The following is a 20,362-nucleotide window of genomic DNA, read 5'->3' as shown; positions in this document are numbered from 1 at the left end:
CCACCCCATGCCCGTACCCGTTGTGCGCACGTGCCGGGCGCCCGGAGCACAGCTCAGTCCCGTACGTCCCGCCACGCGCGCGGGAGGGCGTCAGCCACGTCATGGGCCCCGACAGGCGCCCCGTCGGCGGCGAGGCGACCGGCGAGCCCATGCAGATACGCCGCCGCGGCCCCCGCTTCCCCCGCTTCCATTCCCGCGGCCAGCAAAGACCCCGCAAGCCCCGACAGCACGTCCCCGCTCCCCGCCGTCGCCAACCACGCCGTCCCCGTCGGATTCACCCGCACCACGCCGGTTCCGCCGACCCCCACCACCAAGGTCGTCGATCCCTTCAACAACACCGCCGCCCCATACCGCCCCGCCAACTCCCGCACCGCCCCCAGCCGAGCCCCTTCGACCTCCGCCCGCTCCACGCCGAGCAGAGCCGCCGCCTCCCCGGCATGAGGGGTGAGCAAGGTCGGCGCCGTACGCCCCCGTACCACCGCCCGGTCCGCGAGCCGCAATCCGTCCGCGTCGACCAGCACCGGCACATCCGCCGCCAGCACTTCCGCCACGGCATCGGCGTCGTCCCCGATCCCGGGCCCCACGACCCATGCCTGGACGCGCCCGGCCTTCGACGGCGGCCCCTCGGACACCAGCGCCTCGGGGAACCGCGCGATCACCGCGTCGGCCCGCGACCCCACGTACCGCACGGCGCCGGCCCCTCCCCGCAGCGCACCCGCCACGGCGAGTACCGCGGCGCCGGGATACCTGGCCGAACCCGCGACGATGCCCACGACACCGCGCCGGTACTTGTCGCTCTCGGCCCCCGGCACCGGCAGCAGCCGCGCCACATCCGCGTACTGGAACGCCGCCAGCTCCGGTTCGGCCGGCAGGTCGAGTCCGATCTCGACCAGCCGCACGGCGCCCGCGTACTCGCGCGCCGGATCGATCAGCAGCGCCGGCTTGTACGTCCCGAAGGTCACCGTCACATCGGCCCGTACCGCGTCACCGTGGACCTCGCCGGTGTCCGCCTCGACGCCGCTCGGCAGGTCCACGGCGACGACGACGGCGTCCGACCGGTGGGCCGCGTGGGCGAGTTCGGCCGCGCGGGGGCGCAGGCCGCCCTTGCCTCCGATACCGACGATGCCGTCCAGGACGAGGCCGGCCGCCGCGATGTCGGATTCCGGGTCCGTGGAGACGCGGCCTCCGGCGCGGAGGAACGCCGTGAGGGCGGGGGTGTGGGTGCGGTCGGGGGTGAGGAGGGCGGCGGTGACGGCCGCGCCGCGCCGCGCCAGGCGGGCTCCGGCGTACAGGGCGTCGCCGCCGTTGTCGCCGGAGCCTACGAGGAGGGTGGTTCTGGTGCCGTACACGCCGCCCTGGAGATCGGCGCAGGTCGCGGCGAGACCCGCCGCCGCGCGCTGCATGAGGGCCCCTTCGGGAAGCCGCCCCATCAACTCCCGCTCGGCCGCCCGAACCGTCTCAACGCTGTACGCAGTCCGCATGCCCCGAGTCTCCCGTACCTGGGCGGGACTTGCCTTCCCGGGCACGGTGCCGGGAAAAGGGGCGGTGGGTAGGAAATCAAGCCTCCGCGATGACCACCGCCGACGCCACCCCGGCATCGTGACTCAACGACACATGCCACGACGTCACCCCCAACGCCGCCGCGCGCGCGGCCACCGTGCCGCTCACCCGGAGCCGAGGTTGTCCCGACTCCTCGACCCACACCTCGGCGTCCGTCCAATGCAGACCCGCCGGCGCCCCGAGGGCCTTCGCCAACGCCTCCTTCGCGGCGAACCGGGCGGCGAGCGACGCGATTCCGCGCCGCTCCCCGCTCGGCAGCAGCAACTCCCGCTCCACGAAGAGGCGTTCCGCCATCCCGGGCGTACGCTCCAGCGCCGCCCGGAACCGGTCGATCTCCGCCACATCGATCCCCACACCGATGATCACCGCGTCACTCCACCGTCACCGACTTGGCGAGGTTGCGCGGCTGGTCGACCTCATTGCCCCGGGCGGTGGCGAGTTCGCAGGCGAACACCTGGAGCGGCACCGTCGACACCAGCGGCTGGAGCAGTGTCGGCGTCACGGGGATACGGATGAGGTGGTCGGCGTAGGGCACGACCGTCTCGTCGCCCTCCTCCGCGATGACGATGGTGCGGGCACCCCGCGCCCGGATCTCCTGGATATTGGAGACGATCTTGTCGTGCAGGACGGAGCGCCCGCGCGGTGACGGCACCACGACCACCACCGGCAGGTCCTCCTCGATCAGCGCGATCGGCCCGTGCTTCAACTCCCCCGCCGCGAAGCCCTCGGCGTGCATATAGGCGAGTTCCTTGAGCTTCAGAGCACCCTCAAGGGCGACCGGATAGCCCACATGGCGGCCCAGGAACAGGACGGTGTCCTTGTCGGCGAGCGACCGCGCCAGGGCCCGGACCGGTTCCATCGTCTCCAGGACCCGCTCGACCTCGTCGGCGATCTTCGCGAGGTCCCGGATGACGGCCTGGATCTCGTCGCCCCACTTGGTGCCGCGCACCTGACCCAAATACAGCGCCACGAGATAGCAGGCGACGAGCTGGGTCAGGAACGCCTTGGTGGAGGCGACGGCGACCTCGGGACCGGCGTGCGTGTACAGCACGGCATCCGACTCGCGGGGAATCGTCGACCCGTTGGTGTTGCAGATCGCCAGCACCTTGGAGCCCTGCTCGCGGGCGTGCCGCAGGGCCATCAGGGTGTCCATGGTCTCGCCGGACTGCGAGATGGCGATGGTGAGGGTGCGCGGGTCGAGGATCGGGTCGCGGTAGCGGAACTCGCTGGCCAGCTCGACCTCGCAGGGCATCCTCGTCCAGTGCTCGATCGCGTACTTGGCGATCAGCCCGGCGTGGAAGGCGGTCCCGCAGGCCACGATGACGACCTTGTCGACCTCGCGGAGCACCCCGGTCGCGATCCGCACCTCGTCCAGGGTCAGCGAGCCCGACGCGTCGATCCGCCCCAGCAACGTATCGGCCACGGCCTTGGGCTGCTCGGCGATCTCCTTGAGCATGAAATAGTCATAACCCCCCTTTTCGGCCGCCGAGGCGTCCCAGTCCACGTGGTAGGACCGCACATCGGCGGGCCTACCGTCGAAGTCGGTGACCGTCACTCCGTCCCGCCGAAGCTCGACCACCTGGTCCTGGCCCAGCTCGATCGCCGACCGCGTGTGGGCGATGAACGCGGCGACGTCCGACGCCAGGAAGGACTCACCCTCTCCAACGCCCACCACCAGCGGTGAGTTCCGGCGCGCCCCGACCACCACATCGGGTTCGTCGGCGTGCACCGCGACCAGTGTGAACGCGCCTTCAAGGCGCCGGCAGACCAGCCGCATCGCCTCCGCGAGGTCCGCGCAGCCGGAGAACTCCTCGGCGAGCAGATGCGCGACGACCTCGGTGTCCGTCTCGGAGAGCAGTTCGTGTCCCCGCTCCGCCAACTCGGCGCGCAGCGCGGCGAAGTTCTCGATGATGCCGTTGTGGACGACCGACACCCGGCCCGCGTTGTCGAGGTGCGGGTGCGCGTTGAGGTCGGTCGGACCGCCATGGGTGGCCCACCGAGTGTGCCCGATGGCCGTGGAACCGGCCGGCAAGGGCCGTTCGAGGAGGTCCTTCTCCAGATTGACGAGCTTGCCCGCCTTCTTCGCCGCGGCCAGACCCCCGTCCGCGAGGACGGCGACGCCCGCCGAGTCGTAGCCCCGGTACTCCAGCCGTTTCAGGCCCGCGAGTACGACATCGAGTGCCGACTGCGACCCCACGTATCCCACGATTCCGCACATGGCCCGCAGCCTACGGCGCCGCTCAGCGCTCCTCGGCGATCCGGTCGAGCGCGTCCCGCAGCAGCGCGAGGTACTCCACCTCTTCGCACCGCGGCTTACTGCCCATCACATACAGGTCGAGACAGTCGCCGAGGTGCTCCCCCAGGTCCTCGTCCGGCAGTTCGACGGCCAGTTCGCTGTACACGAGCCCGGCGGGGTCCGGGGCGCGGGCCCCGGCGACGGGTCTGCGGCGTACGAGGTCACGCAGGCGTACGGGCATGGCGCCCCCTCCCAGAGGTCCGGGGGCGGCTCTGGCCCCGGCTCCGGGGAAGGTATCCCCCATCCCCGGGCCCGACCACCCCCCGGGCGGGTCGGAAACACCTGTCCCCATCGATGCGGTGAACACCGATTCGACACCGATGCGGCACCGAGCCACCACGGAAACACCGCCGCGTGGGCACCGGGTGGGCACAGTTCGGCCATAAGCGTCGGCACCGAGTGACATAACCCACCCTGCCGTCCCGCCATACAGCCGTAACAATGAAGTGTGATCTCCCCGGTCTCTTCGCCGCCACGAAGCGCCCACCGGCCCCGGCCGGAGGCGACTCCCTACGTCGATCTCACCCGGGCGGAGTGGAGCGCGCTGCGCGACAAGACGCCCCAGCCGCTCACCGCCGCGGAGGTGGAGCGGCTGCGCGGTCTCGGCGATGTCATCGACCTCGACGAGGTGCGGGACATCTATCTGCCGCTGTCCCGTCTCCTCAATCTGTACGTGGGCGCCACCGACGGGCTGCGCGGCGCGCTGAACACGTTCCTCGGCGAGCAGGGCTCCCAGTCCGGGACCCCGTTCGTCATAGGGGTCGCGGGTTCCGTCGCCGTCGGCAAGTCCACGGTCGCCCGACTGCTCCAGGCACTCCTGTCCCGCTGGCCGGAGCATCCACGGGTCGAACGGGTCACCACGGACGGCTTCCTGCTGCCCATGAAGGAGCTCCAGGCCCGCGGTCTGATGTCCCGCAAGGGCTTCCCCGAGTCGTACGACCGCCGTGCGCTGACGCGTTTCGTCGCGGACGTCAAGGCCGGCAAGAGCGAGGTCACCGCGCCGGTGTACTCGCACCTCATCTACGACATCGTCCCCGGTGAGCGGCTGACCGTGCGCCGCCCCGACATCCTCATCGTGGAGGGCATCAACGTCCTCCAGCCCGCGCTGCCCGGCAAGGACGGCCGCACCCGCGTCGGTCTCGCGGACTACTTCGACTTCAGTGTGTACGTGGACGCGCGGCCCGAGGACATCGAGCGCTGGTACCTGAATCGTTTCCGCAAGCTCCGGCTGACGGCGTTCCAGGACCCGTCCTCGTACTTCCGTAAGTACACCCAGGTCTCCGAGGAGGAGGCCATGGAGTACGCGCGCACGACCTGGCGGACCATCAACAAGCCCAACCTGCTGGAGAATGTCGCGCCCACCCGCGGCCGGGCCACGCTTGTGGTCCGCAAGGGCCCGGACCACAAGGTGCAACGGCTGAGCCTGCGCAAACTGTGACAAGCATGTCGGGTCCGGGGCAAGGCCCTACGCTGCCCCCATGCTGCATCTGCGTCTGATCACCCCGGCGAACCGCACCGACGAGGTGGTCCGACTGATCGAGGACACCGTCGGTACGGCCCATCTCGCGGTGCTCCCGGGGGCCGCCCGCAATCCGTCGGGCGACGTGGTGATGTGCGATGTCGCGCGCGAGGCGGGCGACGAACTCATCGGCGGTCTGCGCGCGTTGGGCATCGACGACGTCGGGTCGATCGCCGTCGAGTCGATCGATCTGACGCTGTCGAAGCGGGCCGACGAGGCGGAGGAGGAAGCGCCGGGCGAGGGCGCGGACGCGGTGCTGTGGGAGCAGTTGCGCGAGGTGACGCACGAGGAGTCGACGCTGACCGTCACCTATGTGGCGTTCCTCTCGGTCGCGACGATGCTCGCCGCGTGCGGTGTGATGCTCGACAACGCGATCCTGATCGTCGGCGCGATGGCCGTGGGGCCGGAGTTCGGGCCCCTCGCGGGCATCTCGACGGCGCTGGTGCAGCGGGCCCCGCAACTGGTGAAACGGTCGCTGTGGGCGCTGCTCGCCGGGTTCGCCGCGGCGATGGTGGTGACCGTCGGGTTCAGCTGGCTGATGGACCTGTTCGGTCTTTTCACCCGATCGATGGTGGAGGCGCCCCGGCCGAACACGGCGTTCATCTGGCAGCCGGACTGGATGTCGTTCGTGGTGGCGCTGCTCGCCGGTATCGCCGGGACGCTCTCGCTGACCTCGGCGAAGTCGGGGGCGCTGATCGGCGTCGCGATCTCGGTGACGACGGTCCCGGCCGCGGCGAACGCGGCGGTGGCCTTCAGCTACCGCGACTACGACCAGACGCTCGGCTCCACCCAGCAGCTCCTGGCGAACCTGGGCGGCATCGTGGTCGCCGGAACCTTGACGCTGCTGGCGCAGAAGGCGTTCTGGGCGCGCCAGCGGTCGCGCGCCGTCAAACACGAGGCGTGAGGCGCGCGGGATGAGGTGAGCGCCGCCGCGGCGGGACGGAGTCCCTGTGCGACGGCGCTCGCTGCTCTGAGGGCGCTTACTGCTGTGAGGGCGTGTCAGCCGAGGGCCGACTTCACCACATCCGCCAGCCGCCCGGCGACCGACCGGGCCTGGTCGATGTCGGCGGCCTCCACCATGACGCGGACCAGCGGCTCGGTGCCCGAGGGACGGAGCAGGACGCGTCCGGTGGAGCCCAGTTCCCGCTCGGCCTCGGCGACGGCGACAGCCAGTTCGGCGGAGGTCTTGACGCGGGCCCTGTCGACATCGGGGACGTTGATGAGGACCTGCGGCAGCCGCTGCATGACGGCGGCGAGATCGGCGAGCGTACGGCCCGTGGCCACGACCCGGGCCGCGAGCAGCATCCCGGTCAGGGTGCCGTCGCCGGTCGTCGCGTGGTCGAGGACGATGACGTGCCCGGACTGTTCGCCGCCGAGCGCGTACCCGTGCTCCTTCATCTCCTCCAGGACATACCGGTCACCGACCGCGGTCTGGACGAGTGCCAGGCCCTCGCGCTCCATGGCGAGTTTGAAGCCCAGGTTGGACATGACGGTGGCCACGACGGTGTCGGAGCGCAGTTCGCCCCGCTCCCGCATCGCCAGCGCGAGTACGGCGAGGATCTGGTCCCCGTCGACCTCGGCACCGGTGTGGTCGACGGCGAGGCACCGGTCGGCGTCGCCGTCGTGCGCGATCCCGAGGGCGGCGCCGTGTTCGCGTACGGCGTCCTTCAGCAGGCCGAGGTGGGTGGAGCCGCAGCCGTCGTTGATGTTGAGGCCGTCGGGTTCGGCGCCGATCGTGATGACCTCGGCACCGGCGCGCGCGAACGCCTCGGGCGAGACCCGGGCGGCGGCGCCGTGCGCCTCGTCGAGGACGACCTTGAGCCCGTCGAGCCGGTTCGGCAGGACACCGATGAGATGGGCGACGTACTGGTCGAAGCCCTCGCCGTAGTCCTTCACCCGGCCGACGCCCGCGCCGGTGGGCCGCTGCCACGGCTCACCCGTACGGTTGACCGACTGATTGGCGTACTCGGCCTCGATCCGGTCCTCCAGCTCATCGGCGAGCTTGTGACCGCCGCGGGCGAAGAACTTGATGCCGTTGTCGGGCATCGCGTTGTGACTGGCGGAGAGCATCACACCGAGGTCGGCGCCCAGGGCACCGGTGAGATACGCCACCGCGGGGGTGGGCAGCACACCGACGCGCAGCACGTCGACGCCGGCGCTCGCGAGGCCCGCGACGACGGCGGCCTCCAGGAACTCCCCGGACGCTCGCGGATCCCTGCCGACCACCGCTGTCGGGCGATGCCCTTCGAAGCTGCCCGCCTCGGCGAGTACATGTGCCGCTGCCACGGAGAGCCCGAGCGCCAGCTCGGCCGTCAGATCCGCGTTGGCGACACCGCGCACGCCGTCCGTGCCGAAGAGTCGTCCCACTGGTGTCCTCCGAACTTTCGCAATCCTCGAAGAAGCGTCGGAAATCATCCGAGCATGCAAAACTTTGAGCGCCTTGTGCCGTTATACGCCCACAGCCCCCATAAACGAACGCCCCGACAGCACACAGCGTGCCGCCGGGGCGAGCGAGTGAAGCATTCGGATGCACGGGGCGCCCCGAAGGGGCGCGGGGAACTGCGCGACAAGCCACAGCGCACCCGCAGCCGACCGACAACATCGGCCGACCCAAATACCGCGCAACCAAGCGGAGCGTTACCGCTTGCTGTACTGCGGAGCCTTACGCGCCTTCTTCAGACCGGCCTTCTTACGCTCGACCGCACGGTCGTCGCGACGGAGGAAGCCGGCCTTCTTGAGGGCGCCGCGGTTGTTCTCGACGTCGGCCTCGTTCAGCGCGCGGGCCACGCCGAGGCGCAGGGCACCGGCCTGACCGGAGACGCCGCCACCGGAGATACGGGCGACCACGTCGTAGCGGTCGTCCAGCTCCAGGACCTTGAACGGCTCGTTGACTTCCTGCTGGTGCACCTTGTTGGGGAAGTAGTCCTCAAGGGTGCGACCGTTGATCTTCCACTTGCCGGAGCCCGGGACGATCCGGACGCGGGCGATGGCGTTCTTGCGACGGCCAAGGCCGGCGGCGGGCTGCGGGTCGCCGAAGCGGCCCGCGAGGTCCCCGGACTCAGAGGTGTACTCGCCCTCAAGGGGCACCTCGGTCTCGGTGGTGTACTGCTCTACGTCGACAGTCTCGTCAACGGTCTCGTCGAGAGGCTGCTCGGCGGTGGTCTCGGCCACGATTCTCCTCAGATTCTGTTCAGTCTTAGGGGGTGGCCGGACTTACTGCGCGACCTGGGTGATCTCGAACGGCACCGGCTGCTGGGCAGCGTGCGGGTGCGTGTCGCCCGAGTAGACCTTCAGCTTCGAGAGCATCTGACGGCCCAGGGTGTTCTTGGGGAGCATGCCCTTGACGGCCTTCTCGACGGCCTTCTCGGGGTTCTTGTCGAGCAGCTCGTCGTAACGCACGGAGCGCAGACCACCCGGGTAGCCGGAGTGGCGGTACGCCATCTTCTGGGTGCGCTTGTTGCCGGACAGGTGGACCTTGTCCGCGTTGATGATGATGACGAAGTCACCAGTGTCGACGTGGGGCGCGTAGATCGGCTTGTGCTTGCCCCGGAGAAGGGTGGCGGCAGTAGTCGCCAGACGGCCCAGGACGACGTCCCGGGCATCGATGACGTGCCACTGGCGCGTGACATCGCCGGGCTTGGGGCTGTACGTACGCACGGTTCGTAGCCTTCGCTTCTTCAGTGAGTGGGTCCTGACAAGGCCACCACGGACGATCACGACAGCCCTGGCCGCACGTCGGTGACGCAACCGAGTGCTTGCCGCTGGTCATCGGCCCGGTGGACCGGTGTAAGGGCCCCTCACGTGAGAATGAGAAAGCCAATACACATAACGAACAGGCAGAATACCCGCGCTACACCGTACGGGTCAAAACGCACGGTCGCGGGCAACCTCTACCGCCCACCAGGGTAACGCCACCGCCGTGGACGGACGTCCCGCCGGGCGATGGGTCACGTCGACCAGCGCACCCCGTACCGGTACACCCGGACGTCCCCGACCGCCCGTACCGCCACCGTGACGGCCAGTACGCAGAGCGTCACCGCGTCCCGGAAGGCCCGCCGCGTCCCCGGTTCCAGCCACGGCCAGGAGACCCCCGGCACCTGCGGAACCAGCGCCAGCCAGAACCACGGCGACCGGGCCACGGCCCCCTCCCGCGACACCCCGGCCACCAGCAGCGGCACCACGACCAGCAGATAGTGGTCGTACGAGGGCCGCGACACCAGAAACGCGGAGAGCATCAGCAGCGCCCCGGTCTCCGCGAGGCGCTGCGCCCCGTCCCCACCCCGCCGCCACCGGCACCACGCGCACCACACCCCGGCCCCCGCGCAGACGACCGCCACCAGACCCGCCCCGGCCTCCGGCATTCCCAGGCGCGGCAGCACCGCGGCGGGCGACGCCTCGTAGAGCCGTACGAACTCGTCACGGCCGCTCAGCAGAAACGGCAGGGTCCGGGTGAGGAACCCGGCGGGATCCGGCATCACGAGCGACGCGAGGACCGAACCGACGACCGGCACCCCCACCATCGCGGCCAGCGCCCGTGGCCGACGCGCGAACACGAACAGCAACGCGACCGGCAGCAGCAGCGGCTTGAAGGCCATCGACACCCCGATCAGCACCCCGGCGGCCGTCCACCGCCCCCGGTCCGCGAGCAGCAGCGCGCACGGCAGCACCGCGGCGGCGGCCACCGTCCAGTTCCCCAGGGCCACCAGATGCCCGAACGGCGCGAAGCCGACGGCCAGCCCGAACAGTCCGAGCACCGCGAACCGGCTGCGCGGCGCGACCCCGTACAACCGCAGCGCGCACCCCCACCCGAACACGAGCCCGGCGACGACCCCGGCCGGCACCGCGTACCGCAACACCTCCCCGGGCAGCAGCGCCTGCGGTACGGCGGCGAGCACGGCGGCGGGGAGATAGAGGAAGTGCCGGTCGGCGTACGGGGATCCGCCGTCGAGCCAGGTCCGCGCGGCGTGCACGACGATCGCGTTGTCCATCCCGCCGTCCGATGTCACCCGCCCCACGTGCACGACGAAGGCGGCAAGCACCGCCGCGAGCGCCACCCACAGATGCCAACTCGCATCACCGTCCCACCACTTTCGCCTGCCACTTACCAAATCATCCGAATCGTCCGCATACATACGGCTCACGCTAGGCAGCACGGCGAGACGAGTTCAAGGACCCGGCCCGGTCGGCCAGTTCGAGCCGGTCCGGGCGGCTCACGGCGTGAACGGGCGGCGCGCGGCCCGTCTAAGATGCGCCCCATGAGCTTTGGGCAGGGGGGACCCGAGTGGGGTCCCGGCGGAACCGGAGGCCGGTCGCCCCAGTGGGGTTCAGGGCCCGGCGCGGGCGGCACCCCGGACTGGGCGGCGCTGGCCGACGCCTCGGCGGCGCGTGCCCGCCGCCGGAGAATGCTGTTCATCGGCGGCGGCGCGCTCGCCACCGTCGCCGTCGCGGCGGCCGTCGCGATCGCCGTCGTCTCGGCGAACGGCGACGACAAGGCGTCCAACAAGCCGTCCGACCAGTTGCCGACGGCCGCGGACATCCCGAGCGACACCACCGAGCCCGGCCCGTCCTTCGCGGCGACGACCCCGCCACCGCCACCGGATCCCAAGGAGTTCATCTCCAGCGCGGACAAGGACAAGGCGCCGCTCAGCCAGGACACGCTCTACCCGGGCTCCACGCTGACCATGGGCGACGCGGTCTACAAGAAGGGCGCGACGGGCAGTTCCCCGAGCTGCGCCGACGTCACCCGGGGCGATCTGAGCAAGGTCCTGAAGTCCAACGGCTGCACCCGTATGATCCGCGCCACCTACTCCAAGGACGGCATCGCGGTGACGGTCGGCGTCGCCCTGTTCGACACCGAGGCGAAGGCCACGAAGGCCAAGAGCCAGGCGGACAAGGGCAATGTCATCTCGCTGACCGGCTCCGGCGTCCCCACCTTCTGCCGTACGTCGATCTGCCGCACGACCATCAACTCCTACGGCCGCTACGCCTACTTCACGATCGCCGGCTTCACCAACGGCAAGAACGTGACGGAGAAGGACAGCTCGGTCTACAAGGTGGGCGACGACATCGCCACATTCACGTTCCGTCAGATCACCCGGCGCGGCGAGGCCCAGGCGTCGGCGGCGGCCAACGCCCCGTAACAGCCCCTCGGTACAACGGTCAGCAGGGACATCCGGCACCGGGCAGGGTCCGCTTGTTACGGGCCTCCCTGCCCCGTGCGGCGAGCAACTCGTCGGCGGGGTAACCGACTTCCTCCAGGGTCAGCCCATGGGGCCGCACGACATGAACGGCGGAGTCCCGCACCCCGGCGGCGAGCACCTTGCCCGGCCAGTCGGGCGCCCGATGGCCGTCCCCGACGAACAGCAGTGCCCCGATCAGGGACCGCACCATGTTGTGGCAGAAGGCATCGGCGCGCACGGTCGCGGTGATGATCCCGTCGGCGCCCCGCTCCAGACTGAGTTCCTGAAGCGTACGGATGGTCGTGGCACCCTCACGCTTCTTGCAGTACGCGGCGAAGTCGTGCTCCCCGACGAGGGCCCGCGCCGCCTCGTTCATGGCGTCGACGTCCAACGGCCAGTCGTGCCACAGCACATGACCCCGCAGCAGCGGGTCGACGCCGCCGGGATGGTCGGTGACGCGATAGGCGTAGCGCCGCCAGATCGCCGAGAACCGGGCGTCGAACCCGTCCGGCGCCTCGGTGACCGACCAGATCCGGACATCCTTCGACAGCCGCCCGGCCAACCGCTTCAGCAACTTCTCGCCGTGATCCGCCCACAACTCCTCGGGCACATCCACATGCGCCACCTGCCCCCGCGCATGCACCCCGGCATCGGTCCGCCCGGCAACGGTCAACTCGAAGCCCACGTCCCGCGACCGTGTAACGGTCCGCAACGCCTCCTCAATCTCCCCCTGAACAGTCCGCCGCCCCCCGGCCTGCTTGGCCCACCCGGAAAAAGCGGTCCCGTCATAAGAAAGATCAAGCCGAACCCGAACACTCATTGGCATCTCCGACCACTACCGGACACGAAAGCGGGCCCGCCCCCGCAGGGGGCAGACCCGCTCAAGCACAGCGCAAGCGTCACGCGTCCTTGGACTCCGGCTTGGCGTCTTCGACAACCTCGTCCGCAGCCGCAGCGTCAACCGGGGCGTCGTCCTTCTTCAGGACGTCATCCTTCTTGACGGCGTCTTCCTTGACGGCACGCTTGGTCGCCGCCTCGGCCTCGCCCGTGGCCTGCTGCGCCACGGTCAGCGCCTCCACCAGCTCGATGACGGCCATGGGCGCGTTGTCGCCCCGGCGGTTACCGATCTTGGTGATACGGGTGTAGCCACCCGGACGGTTCTCGTAGCGCGGGCCGATCTCCGTGAAGAGCGTGTGGACGATGCTCTTGTCGGTGATGACCTGAAGCACCTGGCGACGGTTGTGAAGGTCACCCTTCTTCGCCTTGGTGACCAGACGCTCCGCGTAGGGACGCAGACGACGGGCCTTCGCCTCGGTGGTGGTGATGCGGCCGTGCTCGAAGAGCGAGCGGGCGAGGTTCGCCAGCAGCAGCTTCTCGTGCGCGGCACTGCCGCCCAGTCGGGCACCCTTGGTGGGCCTCGGCATGGTGTTTCTCCTCGATGTCTGCCCCGGCCGTATCAGGTACCGGGGTCAGTTCCCGCAGAGCGGCTGCCCTACGGAAGTGTGTGGGTGGCGGGCCACGGACCCGCCACCACTTTCAGCCCGTCCGGCGTTTGAGGACGAGGCCGCAGGCCGACAAAGACCTCAGCCACCCTCAACCGCCAGACCGCGACTAATACTGCTCGGTCTCAACGAACCCGGCATCCGCGTCGTCATCCGCGCCGAAGGCATCGGCGGCAGCGGTCGGGTCGAATCCGGGCGGGCTGTCCTTGAGGGCCAGGCCCATGCCGGCCAGCTTCGCCTTGACCTCGTCGATCGACTTGGCACCGAAGTTACGGATGTCGAGCAGGTCCGCCTCGGAACGCGCGACGAGTTCACCCACGGAGTGGATGCCCTCACGCTTGAGGCAGTTGTAGGAGCGGACGGTGAGTTCCAGCTCCTCGATCGGCAGCGCCAGATCGGCGGCGAGCGCGGCGTCCGTCGGGGACGGACCCATGTCGATGCCCTCGGCGTCGATGTTCAGCTCACGGGCCAGACCGAACAGCTCGACCAGGGTCTTACCGGCCGACGCCATGGCGTCACGCGGACGCATGGCCTGCTTGGTCTCGACGTCGACGATCAGCTTGTCGAAGTCGGTGCGCTGCTCGACACGCGTGGCCTCGACCTTGTACGTGACCTTGAGGACCGGCGAGTAGATCGAGTCGACCGGGATACGGCCGATCTCCTGGCCGACCTGCTTGTTCTGCACGGCGGAGACATAGCCGCGACCGCGCTCGACGGTCAGCTCCATCTCCAGCTTGCCCTTGCCATTGAGCGTGGCGAGGACCAGGTCGGGGTTGTGCACCTCGACACCGGCGGGCGGGGCGATGTCGGCGGCGGTCACGAGGCCCGGACCCTGCTTGCGCAGGTACATCACGACGGGCTCGTCGTGCTCGCTGGACACGACCAGCTGCTTGATGTTGAGGATGAGGTCGGTGACGTCCTCCTTGACGCCCGGCACGGTGGTGAACTCGTGCAGGACACCGTCGACGCGGATGGACGTGACCGCCGCACCCGGGATCGAGGAGAGGAGCGTACGGCGCAGGGAGTTACCGAGGGTGTAACCGAAGCCCGGCTCCAGCGGCTCGATCACGAACCGGGAGCGGAATTCGTCGACGACCTCTTCGGTCAACGAGGGACGCTGAGCGATCAGCATGTGTTCAGATCCTTCAGTCGTGGACGCCCGCTATTTGACGTCCTACGGGTACTGCGTACAGCAAGGGTACGGGCGGCACGGCCCGAAAGGGGACGTACCGCCCGACAAACCGGCCACAGGCGGCCGGGCCCGTGCGTCAAACGCGACGACGCGGATCACCCCCGCTTACGCGGGGAAGGTCGCCGCACCAAATCAGACGCGACGACGCTTCGGCGGGCGGCAGCCGTTGTGCGGGGTGGGCGTGACGTCCTGGATCGAGCCGACCTCAAGGCCGGTGGCCTGGAGGGAGCGGATCGCGGTCTCACGGCCGGAGCCGGGACCCTTCACAAAGACGTCGACCTTGCGCATGCCGTGCTCCTGCGCGCGACGCGCGGCCGACTCGGCGGCCATCTGCGCGGCGAACGGGGTCGACTTGCGCGAGCCCTTGAAGCCGACGTGGCCGGCGGAGGCCCAGGAGATCACGTTGCCCGAGGGGTCGGTGATCGAGACGATGGTGTTGTTGAACGTGCTCTTGATGTGCGCGTGGCCGTGAGCGACGTTCTTCTTTTCCTTGCGGCGCACCTTCTTGGCAGCGCCCTGACGACCCTTGGGGGGCATCTATTTCTCCTACGGGAGGTGGTCGGTCCTACAGCGAAGACCGCTGACGAGCGTCCGCTGCGGACTACTTCTTGCCCGGCTTCTTCTTGCCGGCGATGGCGCGACGCGGACCCTTGCGGGTACGGGCGTTGGTGCTGGTGCGCTGACCGTGGACGGGCAGGCCACGGCGGTGACGCAGACCCTGGTAGCAGCCGATCTCCACCTTGCGGCGAATGTCGGCCTGAATCTCACGACGGAGGTCACCCTCGGTCTTGAGGTGGGCGTCCACGTACTCGCGGATCTTGACCAGCTCCTCCTCGGAGAGGTCACGAACGCGCGTGTCGGGGTTCACGCCGGTCTCGGCCAGCGTCTGCTGGGAAAGCGTCCGGCCGATGCCGAACACATAGGTGAGGGCGACCTCCACGCGCTTTTCGCGCGGGATGTCAACACCGGAAACGCGTGCCATTCAATGGCTCCAGTTGATTCTCGGAGGTCTTCCACGGAGCCATTCCCGCCCGCCGACCCCGAGGGGTGGTACGAACCGGGTCCCCGGCCTCCGACCGGGGGTGTCGGACCATGATCGGTCCGGACTCCGCGTATGTACATGTGTGCTGCGTCGCGCGAAGTTCTGCGGGTGCAGAAGGTGCGGTCCTGCGTCAGCCCTGGCGCTGCTTGTGGCGCGGGTTGTCGCAGATGACCATGACCCGGCCGTGACGGCGGATCACCCTGCACTTGTCGCAGATCTTCTTGACGCTCGGCTTGACCTTCATGGGTGAGGTTCTCCGGGTCAGTGCCATCGCCCCACGGGATGCGGGGCGCGGGCAAGATCTACTTGTAGCGGTAGACGATCCGGCCACGCGTGAGGTCGTACGGAGACAGCTCCACCACGACCCGGTCGTCAGGGAGGATGCGGATGTAGTGCATACGCATCTTGCCGCTGATGTGTGCCAGGACCTGGTGGCCGTTCTGGAGCTCGACCTTGAACATGGCGTTCGGAAGAGACTCGACGACAGTGCCCTCGATCTCGATGGCACCTTGCTTCTTGGCCACGCTTCGCCCTTCGAATCGACTACCTTGATCGACCCCGACACGGGCATGCAGGCATGCGAGTGCACGAGAGCCGACGAGTCAGTCTACGTCAGGGCCCTCGGAAAGACGAATCGAGGGAGGATGCCCCGGATCGGAGATTTTTAAGCCGGACCGCCCGCAAACCACCCGACAAAACACCCGTTACTTCACGCCAGCGGGTCCGGCGCCGCAGTGATCCCGTACTCGGCGAGCTTCGCCTTTCCGCAGTCCGGGGCGGTGAGGACCAGGGGGCCCTGTTCGGTCAGTGCGATGGAGTGCTCCCAGTGCGAGGACCAGGTGCCGTCGGTGGTGATGACCGTCCACTCGTCGCTCAGGACCTCGGTCTTCGGGGTGCCCAGCGAGACCATCGGCTCGATGGCGAGACAGAAACCGGGGACCAGCTTGGGGCCCTTGCCCCGCTTGCGCTCCACATAGTTCAGCAGATGCGGGTCCATGTGCATCTCGGTGCCGATGCCGTGCCCGCCGTAGTCCTCGATGATCCCGTACCGCCCGCCGCCGGGCTTGGGCTGCCGGCGGATGTACGTCTCGATGGCGCGGGACACGTCGACCAGCCGGTTGCCGCTCTTCATGGCGGCGATCCCGGCCCACATGGACTCCTCGGTCACCCGGGACAGCTCGATCAGCTCCGGAGCGTGACCGCTGCCCACGAAGGCGGTGTACGCGGCGTCGCCGTGCCAGCCGTCGATGATCGCGCCGGCGTCGATCGAGATGATGTCGCCGTCCTGGAGAACGACATCCTCACCGGGGATGCCATGGACGACCACCTGGTTGACGGAGGTGCAGATGGTGGCGGGGAAACCGCCGTACCCGAGGAAGTTCGACTTGGCGTCGTGGTCGGCGAGTACCTTGCGGGCCACGTCGTCCAGGTCCTTGGTGGTGGCGCCCGGCACCGCCGCCTCACGGGTCGCCGCGTGCACCGCGGCCACGACCAGCCCCGCCCGCCGCATCGTGGCGATCTGCTCGGGGGTTTTGATCTGCACCATGACGGCGGGGGCCTTTCTGGACCGGTGACGGGTTACTCGCACAACGATACGGCCGCGACACCCGGGGGGGTGGCGCGACCGTATACGCGGGGTCCGGGAGCCGGTCCCGGATGGGTTGCCTAGGCTGCGGCGTCGTCCTTGAGGGCCGCCATCGCGCGGCCCGTGACGTCCTCCACCTTGCCGAGCGCCGAGATCGTCACGACCAGGCCCTGGGCCCGGTAGTAGTCGATGATCGGCTCGGTCTGGGTGTGGTAGACCTCCAGGCGCTTGCGCACCGTCTCCTCGCTGTCGTCCTCGCGCTGGTACAGCTCCCCGCCGCAGATGTCACAGACACCCTCGACCTTGGGCTGCTTGTACTGCACGTGGAAGACATGGCTGGACTCGTTGCGGCAGGTGCGGCGGCCCGCGATGCGCTTGACCACCTCGTCCTCGGGGACCTCCAGGTCGAGCACCGCGTCCAGCTTCATGGACTCGGCCTTGAGCATCTCGTCCAGCGCCTCGGCCTGCGACACATTCCGCGGGAAGCCGTCGAGCAGGAAGCCGTTCACGGCGTCCGGCTGCTCCATACGGTCCTTGGCCATGCCGATGGTGACCTGGTCCGGGACCAGGTTGCCCTCGTCCATGTACGCCTTCGCCTGCTTGCCCAGGTCGGTGCCCTGACTGATGTTGGCGCGGAACAGGTCACCCGTGGAGATGTGCGGGATGGACAAGTTCTTCGCCAGGAACGCGGCCTGCGTTCCCTTACCTGCACCGGGCGGCCCGACGAGGACGATTCGCATCAGCGGAGGAACCCTTCGTAATTGCGCTGCTGAAGCTGGCTCTCGATCTGCTTCACCGTCTCAAGACCCACACCCACGATGATCAGGATGCTTGTCCCGCCGAAGGGGAAGTTCGCGTTCGCCCCGAATCCCACCAACGCCATTGTTGGCACGAGAGCGATCAGCCCCAGATACAGCGACCCCGGCCAGGTGATCCGGTTGAGTACGTAGCTCAGGTACTCAGCGGTCGGTCGGCCAGCCCGGATGCCCGGGATGAAGCCACCATACTTCTTCATGTTGTCCGCGACTTCCTCGGGGTTGAACGAGATCGCCACGTAGAAGAACGCGAAGAAAACGATCAGGAGGAAGTACATGGCGATGTAAATCGGGTGGTCACCCTTGGTCAGGTTCTGATCGATCCAGGTTTTCCAGCCCGCGTTACCGCCGGAGAACTGCGCGATGAGTGCCGGGATGTAGAGCAGCGAGGACGCGAAGATGACGGGGATCACACCCGCCTGGTTGACCTTCAGCGGGATGTAGGTCGACGTACCGCCGTAGGAACGGCGGCCGATCATCCGCTTCGCGTACTGGACCGGGATGCGTCGCTGCGCCTGCTCGACGAAGACGACCAGGCCGACCATGACGAGTCCGACGAGGATGACGGTGCCGAACTCGATCCAGCCGTCGGCCAGCGTGCCCTGCTTCTTGATGGCCCACAGCGCGCTCGGGAAGGTGGCGGCGATCGAGATGAACATCAGGATCGACATGCCGTTACCGATGCCGCGGTCGGTGATCAGCTCACCGAGCCACATGACGATCGCCGTACCGGCGGTCATGGTGATGACCATCGTGGTGGTGATGAAGATCGACTGGTCGGGCACGATCTGACCGGCGACCGGGCAGCCCTGGAAGAGCGCGCCGGTACGGGCGGTGGCGACGAGGCCGGTGCCCTGGAGGATCGCCAGGGCGACGGTGAGATAGCGGGTGTACTGCGTGATCTTCGCCGTACCGGCCTGGCCCTCCTTCTTGAGGGCTTCGAGCCGTGGGATCACGACGGTGAGCAGCTGAAGAATGATGCTCGCCGTGATGTACGGCATGATGCCGAGCGCGAAGACCGTGATCTGCAACAGCGCGCCACCACTGAACATGTTGACCAGACCGAACAGGCCCTGGTTCGCACTGGCCTGGTCCATACAGATCTGGACGTTCTTGTAGCTGACGCCGGGGATCGGGATATGGGTACCGATCCGGTAGATCACGATGATGGCAAGCGTGAAGAGCAGCTTCTTGCGCAGGTCGGGCGTCCTGAACGCCCGGGCGAACGCGGTGAGCACGGTGCCTCCTGCGACCCCCGCGCAGAGCGAAGAGGTGACGGTCTTGAGGATCGACGGGTAAGTGAAGAACAGACAACAGCGCACGCCACCTTACCGGCGACCTGCCCCCCCTTGGAACGACCAACCGGGGATACCCCTTTTGTGGAGTATCCCCGGTGGGACGTTCACATCATCGTGCTCAGACGAGCTCGGTGACGGTGCCGCCGGCGGCGGCGATCTTCTCCTTGGCGGACCCGGAGACGGCGTCGACCGTCACCTGGAGCGCCACGGTGATCTCGCCCTGGCCGAGGACCTTGACGAGGCTGTTCTTGCGGACGGCACCCTTGTCGACCAGGTCGGCAACGGTGACCTCCCCACCCTCGGGGTAGAGGGCGCCGAGCTTGTCCAGGTTCACGACCTGGTACTCGGTCCGGAACGGGTTCTTGAAGCCCTTGAGCTTCGGGAGTCGCATGTGGAGGGGCATCTGCCCGCCCTCGAAGCGCTCCGGAACCTGGTAACGGGCCTTGGTGCCCTTGGTACCACGACCGGCCGTCTTACCCTTCGACGCCTCACCACGACCCACACGGGTCTTGGCGGTCTTGGCGCCCGGGGCGGGACGGAGGTTGTGGATCTTGAGCGGCTTCTGCTCCGCCATGATCAGTCGACCTCCTCGACCGACACGAGGTGGCGGACGGTGTGCACCATGCCGCGGAACTCGGGGCGGTCCTCCTTGACGACCACGTCGTTCAGGCGCTTGAGCCCGAGCGAACGCAGGGTGTCACGGTGGTTCTGCTTGCTGCCGATGTAGGACTTCGTCTGCGTGATCTTGAGACGGGCCATCACGCACCCGCTCCCGCACGCGCCCGCAGCAGAGCCGCGGGGGCGACGTCCTCAAGCGGCAGACCGCGGCGCGCCGCGATCTCCTCGGGACGCTGGAGACCCTTGAGGGCCGCCACCGTCGCGTGCACGATGTTGATCGCGTTGGACGAGCCGAGCGACTTCGACAGGATGTCGTGCACTCCCGCGCACTCCAGGACGGCACGCACCGGGCCACCGGCGATAACGCCGGTACCGGGGGAAGCAGGCTTGAGCAGGACGACGCCCGCGGCCTTCTCGCCCGTGATCGGGTGCGGGATGGTGCCCTGGATGCGGGGGACCTTGAAGAAGTGCTTCTTGGCCTCCTCCACACCCTTGGCGATGGCGGCCGGCACCTCCTTGGCCTTGCCGTAACCGACACCCACGGTGCCGTCACCATCGCCCACCACGACCAGCGCGGTGAAGCTGAAGCGACGACCACCCTTCACAACCTTGGCGACGCGGTTGATCGCGACAACGCGCTCAACGTACGCGGTCTTCTCGGCGGCGGCAGCGCCACCGTCACGGCCCTTCCGGTCCCGCCGCTCGCCGCCACCGGCACCGCTTCCGCGGCGCTGGGGTCCAGCCATTGGAATTACC

General features: G+C 68.7%; 24 protein-coding genes. 3 read left to right on the top strand and 21 right to left on the bottom strand.

Annotation, left to right across the window (positions count from 1 at the left end; translation table 11 throughout):
- Positions 1-53: 53 nt before the first annotated feature.
- From ACFVT5_RS01255 to ACFVT5_RS01240, 4 genes are all read right to left on the bottom strand, one after another.
- Positions 54-1,481 carry an NAD(P)H-hydrate dehydratase gene (locus ACFVT5_RS01255; RefSeq protein WP_389880138.1) on the bottom strand — a complete coding sequence of 476 codons (1,428 nt, stop codon included), beginning with the start codon at positions 1,479-1,481 and terminating at the stop codon, positions 54-56.
- 76 nt (positions 1,482-1,557) lie between these two features.
- Positions 1,558-1,926 (bottom strand): holo-ACP synthase, encoded by a 369-nt coding sequence (locus tag ACFVT5_RS01250; protein WP_389880136.1) that lies wholly within the window; start codon positions 1,924-1,926, stop codon positions 1,558-1,560.
- A gap of 4 nt (positions 1,927-1,930) precedes the next feature.
- On the bottom strand, positions 1,931-3,778 hold the full coding sequence (gene glmS / locus ACFVT5_RS01245) for a glutamine--fructose-6-phosphate transaminase (isomerizing) (protein WP_389880134.1): 1,848 nt from the start codon (positions 3,776-3,778) through the stop codon (positions 1,931-1,933).
- A 22-nt stretch (positions 3,779-3,800) separates the two neighbouring features.
- Positions 3,801-4,037, bottom strand: coding sequence for a hypothetical protein (locus ACFVT5_RS01240; protein ID WP_389880132.1), 237 nt, complete (start codon positions 4,035-4,037; stop codon positions 3,801-3,803).
- A gap of 267 nt (positions 4,038-4,304) precedes the next feature.
- Here ACFVT5_RS01240 and coaA point away from each other — a divergent pair, with 267 nt between their 5' ends.
- Together coaA and ACFVT5_RS01230 are read left to right on the top strand one after the other, a co-directional pair.
- Positions 4,305-5,294 (top strand): type I pantothenate kinase, encoded by a 990-nt coding sequence (coaA, locus tag ACFVT5_RS01235; protein ID WP_389880130.1) that lies wholly within the window; start codon positions 4,305-4,307, stop codon positions 5,292-5,294.
- Between the two features lie 40 nt (positions 5,295-5,334).
- Positions 5,335-6,279 (top strand): DUF389 domain-containing protein, encoded by a 945-nt coding sequence (locus ACFVT5_RS01230; RefSeq protein ID WP_389880126.1) that lies wholly within the window; start codon positions 5,335-5,337, stop codon positions 6,277-6,279.
- A gap of 95 nt (positions 6,280-6,374) precedes the next feature.
- Here ACFVT5_RS01230 and glmM read toward each other — a convergent pair whose 3' ends face one another.
- From glmM to ACFVT5_RS01210, 4 genes are all read right to left on the bottom strand, one after another.
- Positions 6,375-7,742 carry a phosphoglucosamine mutase gene (gene glmM / locus ACFVT5_RS01225; protein ID WP_389880124.1) on the bottom strand — a complete coding sequence of 456 codons (1,368 nt, stop codon included), beginning with the start codon at positions 7,740-7,742 and terminating at the stop codon, positions 6,375-6,377.
- Positions 7,743-8,012: 270 nt separating this feature from the next.
- A complete protein-coding gene (gene rpsI / locus ACFVT5_RS01220) occupies positions 8,013-8,546 on the bottom strand; it encodes a 30S ribosomal protein S9 (protein ID WP_389880122.1) in 534 nt (177 codons plus the stop codon).
- Positions 8,547-8,588: 42 nt separating this feature from the next.
- Entirely contained in the window at positions 8,589-9,032 is a 444-nt protein-coding gene (rplM, locus tag ACFVT5_RS01215) for a 50S ribosomal protein L13 (RefSeq protein ID WP_389880120.1), read from the bottom strand.
- A gap of 290 nt (positions 9,033-9,322) precedes the next feature.
- On the bottom strand, positions 9,323-10,507 hold the full coding sequence (locus tag ACFVT5_RS01210; RefSeq protein ID WP_389880118.1) for a glycosyltransferase family 87 protein: 1,185 nt from the start codon (positions 10,505-10,507) through the stop codon (positions 9,323-9,325).
- Positions 10,508-10,630: 123 nt separating this feature from the next.
- Between ACFVT5_RS01210 and ACFVT5_RS01205 the strand changes: the two genes are divergently transcribed.
- A complete protein-coding gene (locus tag ACFVT5_RS01205; RefSeq protein ID WP_389880116.1) occupies positions 10,631-11,515 on the top strand; it encodes a hypothetical protein in 885 nt (294 codons plus the stop codon).
- Positions 11,516-11,534: 19 nt separating this feature from the next.
- Here ACFVT5_RS01205 and truA read toward each other — a convergent pair whose 3' ends face one another.
- From truA to rpsE, 13 genes are all read right to left on the bottom strand, one after another.
- On the bottom strand, positions 11,535-12,380 hold the full coding sequence (gene truA, locus ACFVT5_RS01200; protein ID WP_389880114.1) for a tRNA pseudouridine(38-40) synthase TruA: 846 nt from the start codon (positions 12,378-12,380) through the stop codon (positions 11,535-11,537).
- A 73-nt stretch (positions 12,381-12,453) separates the two neighbouring features.
- Positions 12,454-12,978 (bottom strand): 50S ribosomal protein L17, encoded by a 525-nt coding sequence (rplQ, locus tag ACFVT5_RS01195; RefSeq protein WP_389880112.1) that lies wholly within the window; start codon positions 12,976-12,978, stop codon positions 12,454-12,456.
- A 187-nt stretch (positions 12,979-13,165) separates the two neighbouring features.
- Positions 13,166-14,188 carry a DNA-directed RNA polymerase subunit alpha gene (locus ACFVT5_RS01190; RefSeq protein ID WP_053661878.1) on the bottom strand — a complete coding sequence of 341 codons (1,023 nt, stop codon included), beginning with the start codon at positions 14,186-14,188 and terminating at the stop codon, positions 13,166-13,168.
- A gap of 192 nt (positions 14,189-14,380) precedes the next feature.
- The gene (gene rpsK, locus ACFVT5_RS01185) at positions 14,381-14,785 is read right to left on the bottom strand and encodes a 30S ribosomal protein S11 (protein ID WP_003956432.1); all 405 of its coding nucleotides are present in this window, start codon (positions 14,783-14,785) and stop codon (positions 14,381-14,383) included.
- A gap of 64 nt (positions 14,786-14,849) precedes the next feature.
- Positions 14,850-15,230 (bottom strand): 30S ribosomal protein S13, encoded by a 381-nt coding sequence (gene rpsM, locus ACFVT5_RS01180; protein WP_389880110.1) that lies wholly within the window; start codon positions 15,228-15,230, stop codon positions 14,850-14,852.
- 190 nt (positions 15,231-15,420) lie between these two features.
- On the bottom strand, positions 15,421-15,534 hold the full coding sequence (gene rpmJ, locus ACFVT5_RS01175) for a 50S ribosomal protein L36 (protein ID WP_003974245.1): 114 nt from the start codon (positions 15,532-15,534) through the stop codon (positions 15,421-15,423).
- Positions 15,535-15,592: 58 nt separating this feature from the next.
- Complete coding sequence (gene infA, locus ACFVT5_RS01170; protein ID WP_003948620.1) at positions 15,593-15,814, bottom strand: translation initiation factor IF-1; 222 nt, start codon at positions 15,812-15,814, stop codon at positions 15,593-15,595.
- Between the two features lie 185 nt (positions 15,815-15,999).
- On the bottom strand, positions 16,000-16,836 hold the full coding sequence (map, locus tag ACFVT5_RS01165; protein WP_389880108.1) for a type I methionyl aminopeptidase: 837 nt from the start codon (positions 16,834-16,836) through the stop codon (positions 16,000-16,002).
- Between the two features lie 119 nt (positions 16,837-16,955).
- Positions 16,956-17,615, bottom strand: coding sequence for an adenylate kinase (locus tag ACFVT5_RS01160; protein WP_389880107.1), 660 nt, complete (start codon positions 17,613-17,615; stop codon positions 16,956-16,958).
- Positions 17,615-18,928 carry a preprotein translocase subunit SecY gene (gene secY, locus ACFVT5_RS01155; protein ID WP_389880958.1) on the bottom strand — a complete coding sequence of 438 codons (1,314 nt, stop codon included), beginning with the start codon at positions 18,926-18,928 and terminating at the stop codon, positions 17,615-17,617. The genes ACFVT5_RS01160 and secY overlap by 1 nt, the downstream gene beginning before the upstream one ends.
- A gap of 178 nt (positions 18,929-19,106) precedes the next feature.
- A complete protein-coding gene (gene rplO / locus ACFVT5_RS01150; protein WP_389880106.1) occupies positions 19,107-19,562 on the bottom strand; it encodes a 50S ribosomal protein L15 in 456 nt (151 codons plus the stop codon).
- A 2-nt stretch (positions 19,563-19,564) separates the two neighbouring features.
- Positions 19,565-19,747, bottom strand: coding sequence for a 50S ribosomal protein L30 (gene rpmD, locus ACFVT5_RS01145; RefSeq protein WP_389880104.1), 183 nt, complete (start codon positions 19,745-19,747; stop codon positions 19,565-19,567).
- Positions 19,747-20,352, bottom strand: a complete 606-nt coding sequence (gene rpsE, locus ACFVT5_RS01140; protein WP_006376045.1) for a 30S ribosomal protein S5 — start codon at positions 20,350-20,352, stop codon at positions 19,747-19,749. The genes rpmD and rpsE overlap by 1 nt, the downstream gene beginning before the upstream one ends.
- Between the last annotated feature and the right edge of the window lie 10 nt (positions 20,353-20,362).

The sequence above is a fragment of the Streptomyces sp. NPDC058001 genome, assembly GCF_042886315.1.
In the GTDB taxonomy this organism is placed as follows: Bacteria; Actinomycetota; Actinomycetes; order Streptomycetales; family Streptomycetaceae; genus Streptomyces.
This window is presented reverse-complemented; position numbering and strand designations above follow the sequence as displayed.

Bases quoted from the DNA above. Each gene is read 5' to 3' on its own strand.
- rpmJ (WP_003974245.1), bottom strand. From the start codon at position 15,534: ATGAAGGTCAAGCCGAGCGTCAAGAAGATCTGCGACAAGTGCAGGGTG.
- rpmD (WP_389880104.1), bottom strand. From the start codon at position 19,747: ATGGCCCGTCTCAAGATCACGCAGACGAAGTCCTACATCGGCAGCAAG.
- ACFVT5_RS01230 (WP_389880126.1), top strand. From the start codon at position 5,335: ATGCTGCATCTGCGTCTGATCACCCCGGCGAACCGCACCGACGAGGTG.
- rpsK (WP_003956432.1), bottom strand. From the start codon at position 14,785: ATGCCCCCCAAGGGTCGTCAGGGCGCTGCCAAGAAGGTGCGCCGCAAG.
- ACFVT5_RS01255 (WP_389880138.1), bottom strand. From the start codon at position 1,481: ATGCGGACTGCGTACAGCGTTGAGACGGTTCGGGCGGCCGAGCGGGAG.
- rplQ (WP_389880112.1), bottom strand. From the start codon at position 12,978: ATGCCGAGGCCCACCAAGGGTGCCCGACTGGGCGGCAGTGCCGCGCAC.
- rpsE (WP_006376045.1), bottom strand. From the start codon at position 20,352: ATGGCTGGACCCCAGCGCCGCGGAAGCGGTGCCGGTGGCGGCGAGCGG.
- ACFVT5_RS01240 (WP_389880132.1), bottom strand. From the start codon at position 4,037: ATGCCCGTACGCCTGCGTGACCTCGTACGCCGCAGACCCGTCGCCGGG.
- truA (WP_389880114.1), bottom strand. From the start codon at position 12,380: ATGCCAATGAGTGTTCGGGTTCGGCTTGATCTTTCTTATGACGGGACC.
- rplO (WP_389880106.1), bottom strand. From the start codon at position 19,562: ATGGCGGAGCAGAAGCCGCTCAAGATCCACAACCTCCGTCCCGCCCCG.
- glmS (WP_389880134.1), bottom strand. From the start codon at position 3,778: ATGTGCGGAATCGTGGGATACGTGGGGTCGCAGTCGGCACTCGATGTC.
- ACFVT5_RS01210 (WP_389880118.1), bottom strand. From the start codon at position 10,507: ATGTATGCGGACGATTCGGATGATTTGGTAAGTGGCAGGCGAAAGTGG.
- ACFVT5_RS01160 (WP_389880107.1), bottom strand. From the start codon at position 17,615: ATGCGAATCGTCCTCGTCGGGCCGCCCGGTGCAGGTAAGGGAACGCAG.
- rpsM (WP_389880110.1), bottom strand. From the start codon at position 15,230: ATGGCACGCGTTTCCGGTGTTGACATCCCGCGCGAAAAGCGCGTGGAG.
- map (WP_389880108.1), bottom strand. From the start codon at position 16,836: ATGGTGCAGATCAAAACCCCCGAGCAGATCGCCACGATGCGGCGGGCG.
- ACFVT5_RS01205 (WP_389880116.1), top strand. From the start codon at position 10,631: ATGAGCTTTGGGCAGGGGGGACCCGAGTGGGGTCCCGGCGGAACCGGA.
- ACFVT5_RS01190 (WP_053661878.1), bottom strand. From the start codon at position 14,188: ATGCTGATCGCTCAGCGTCCCTCGTTGACCGAAGAGGTCGTCGACGAA.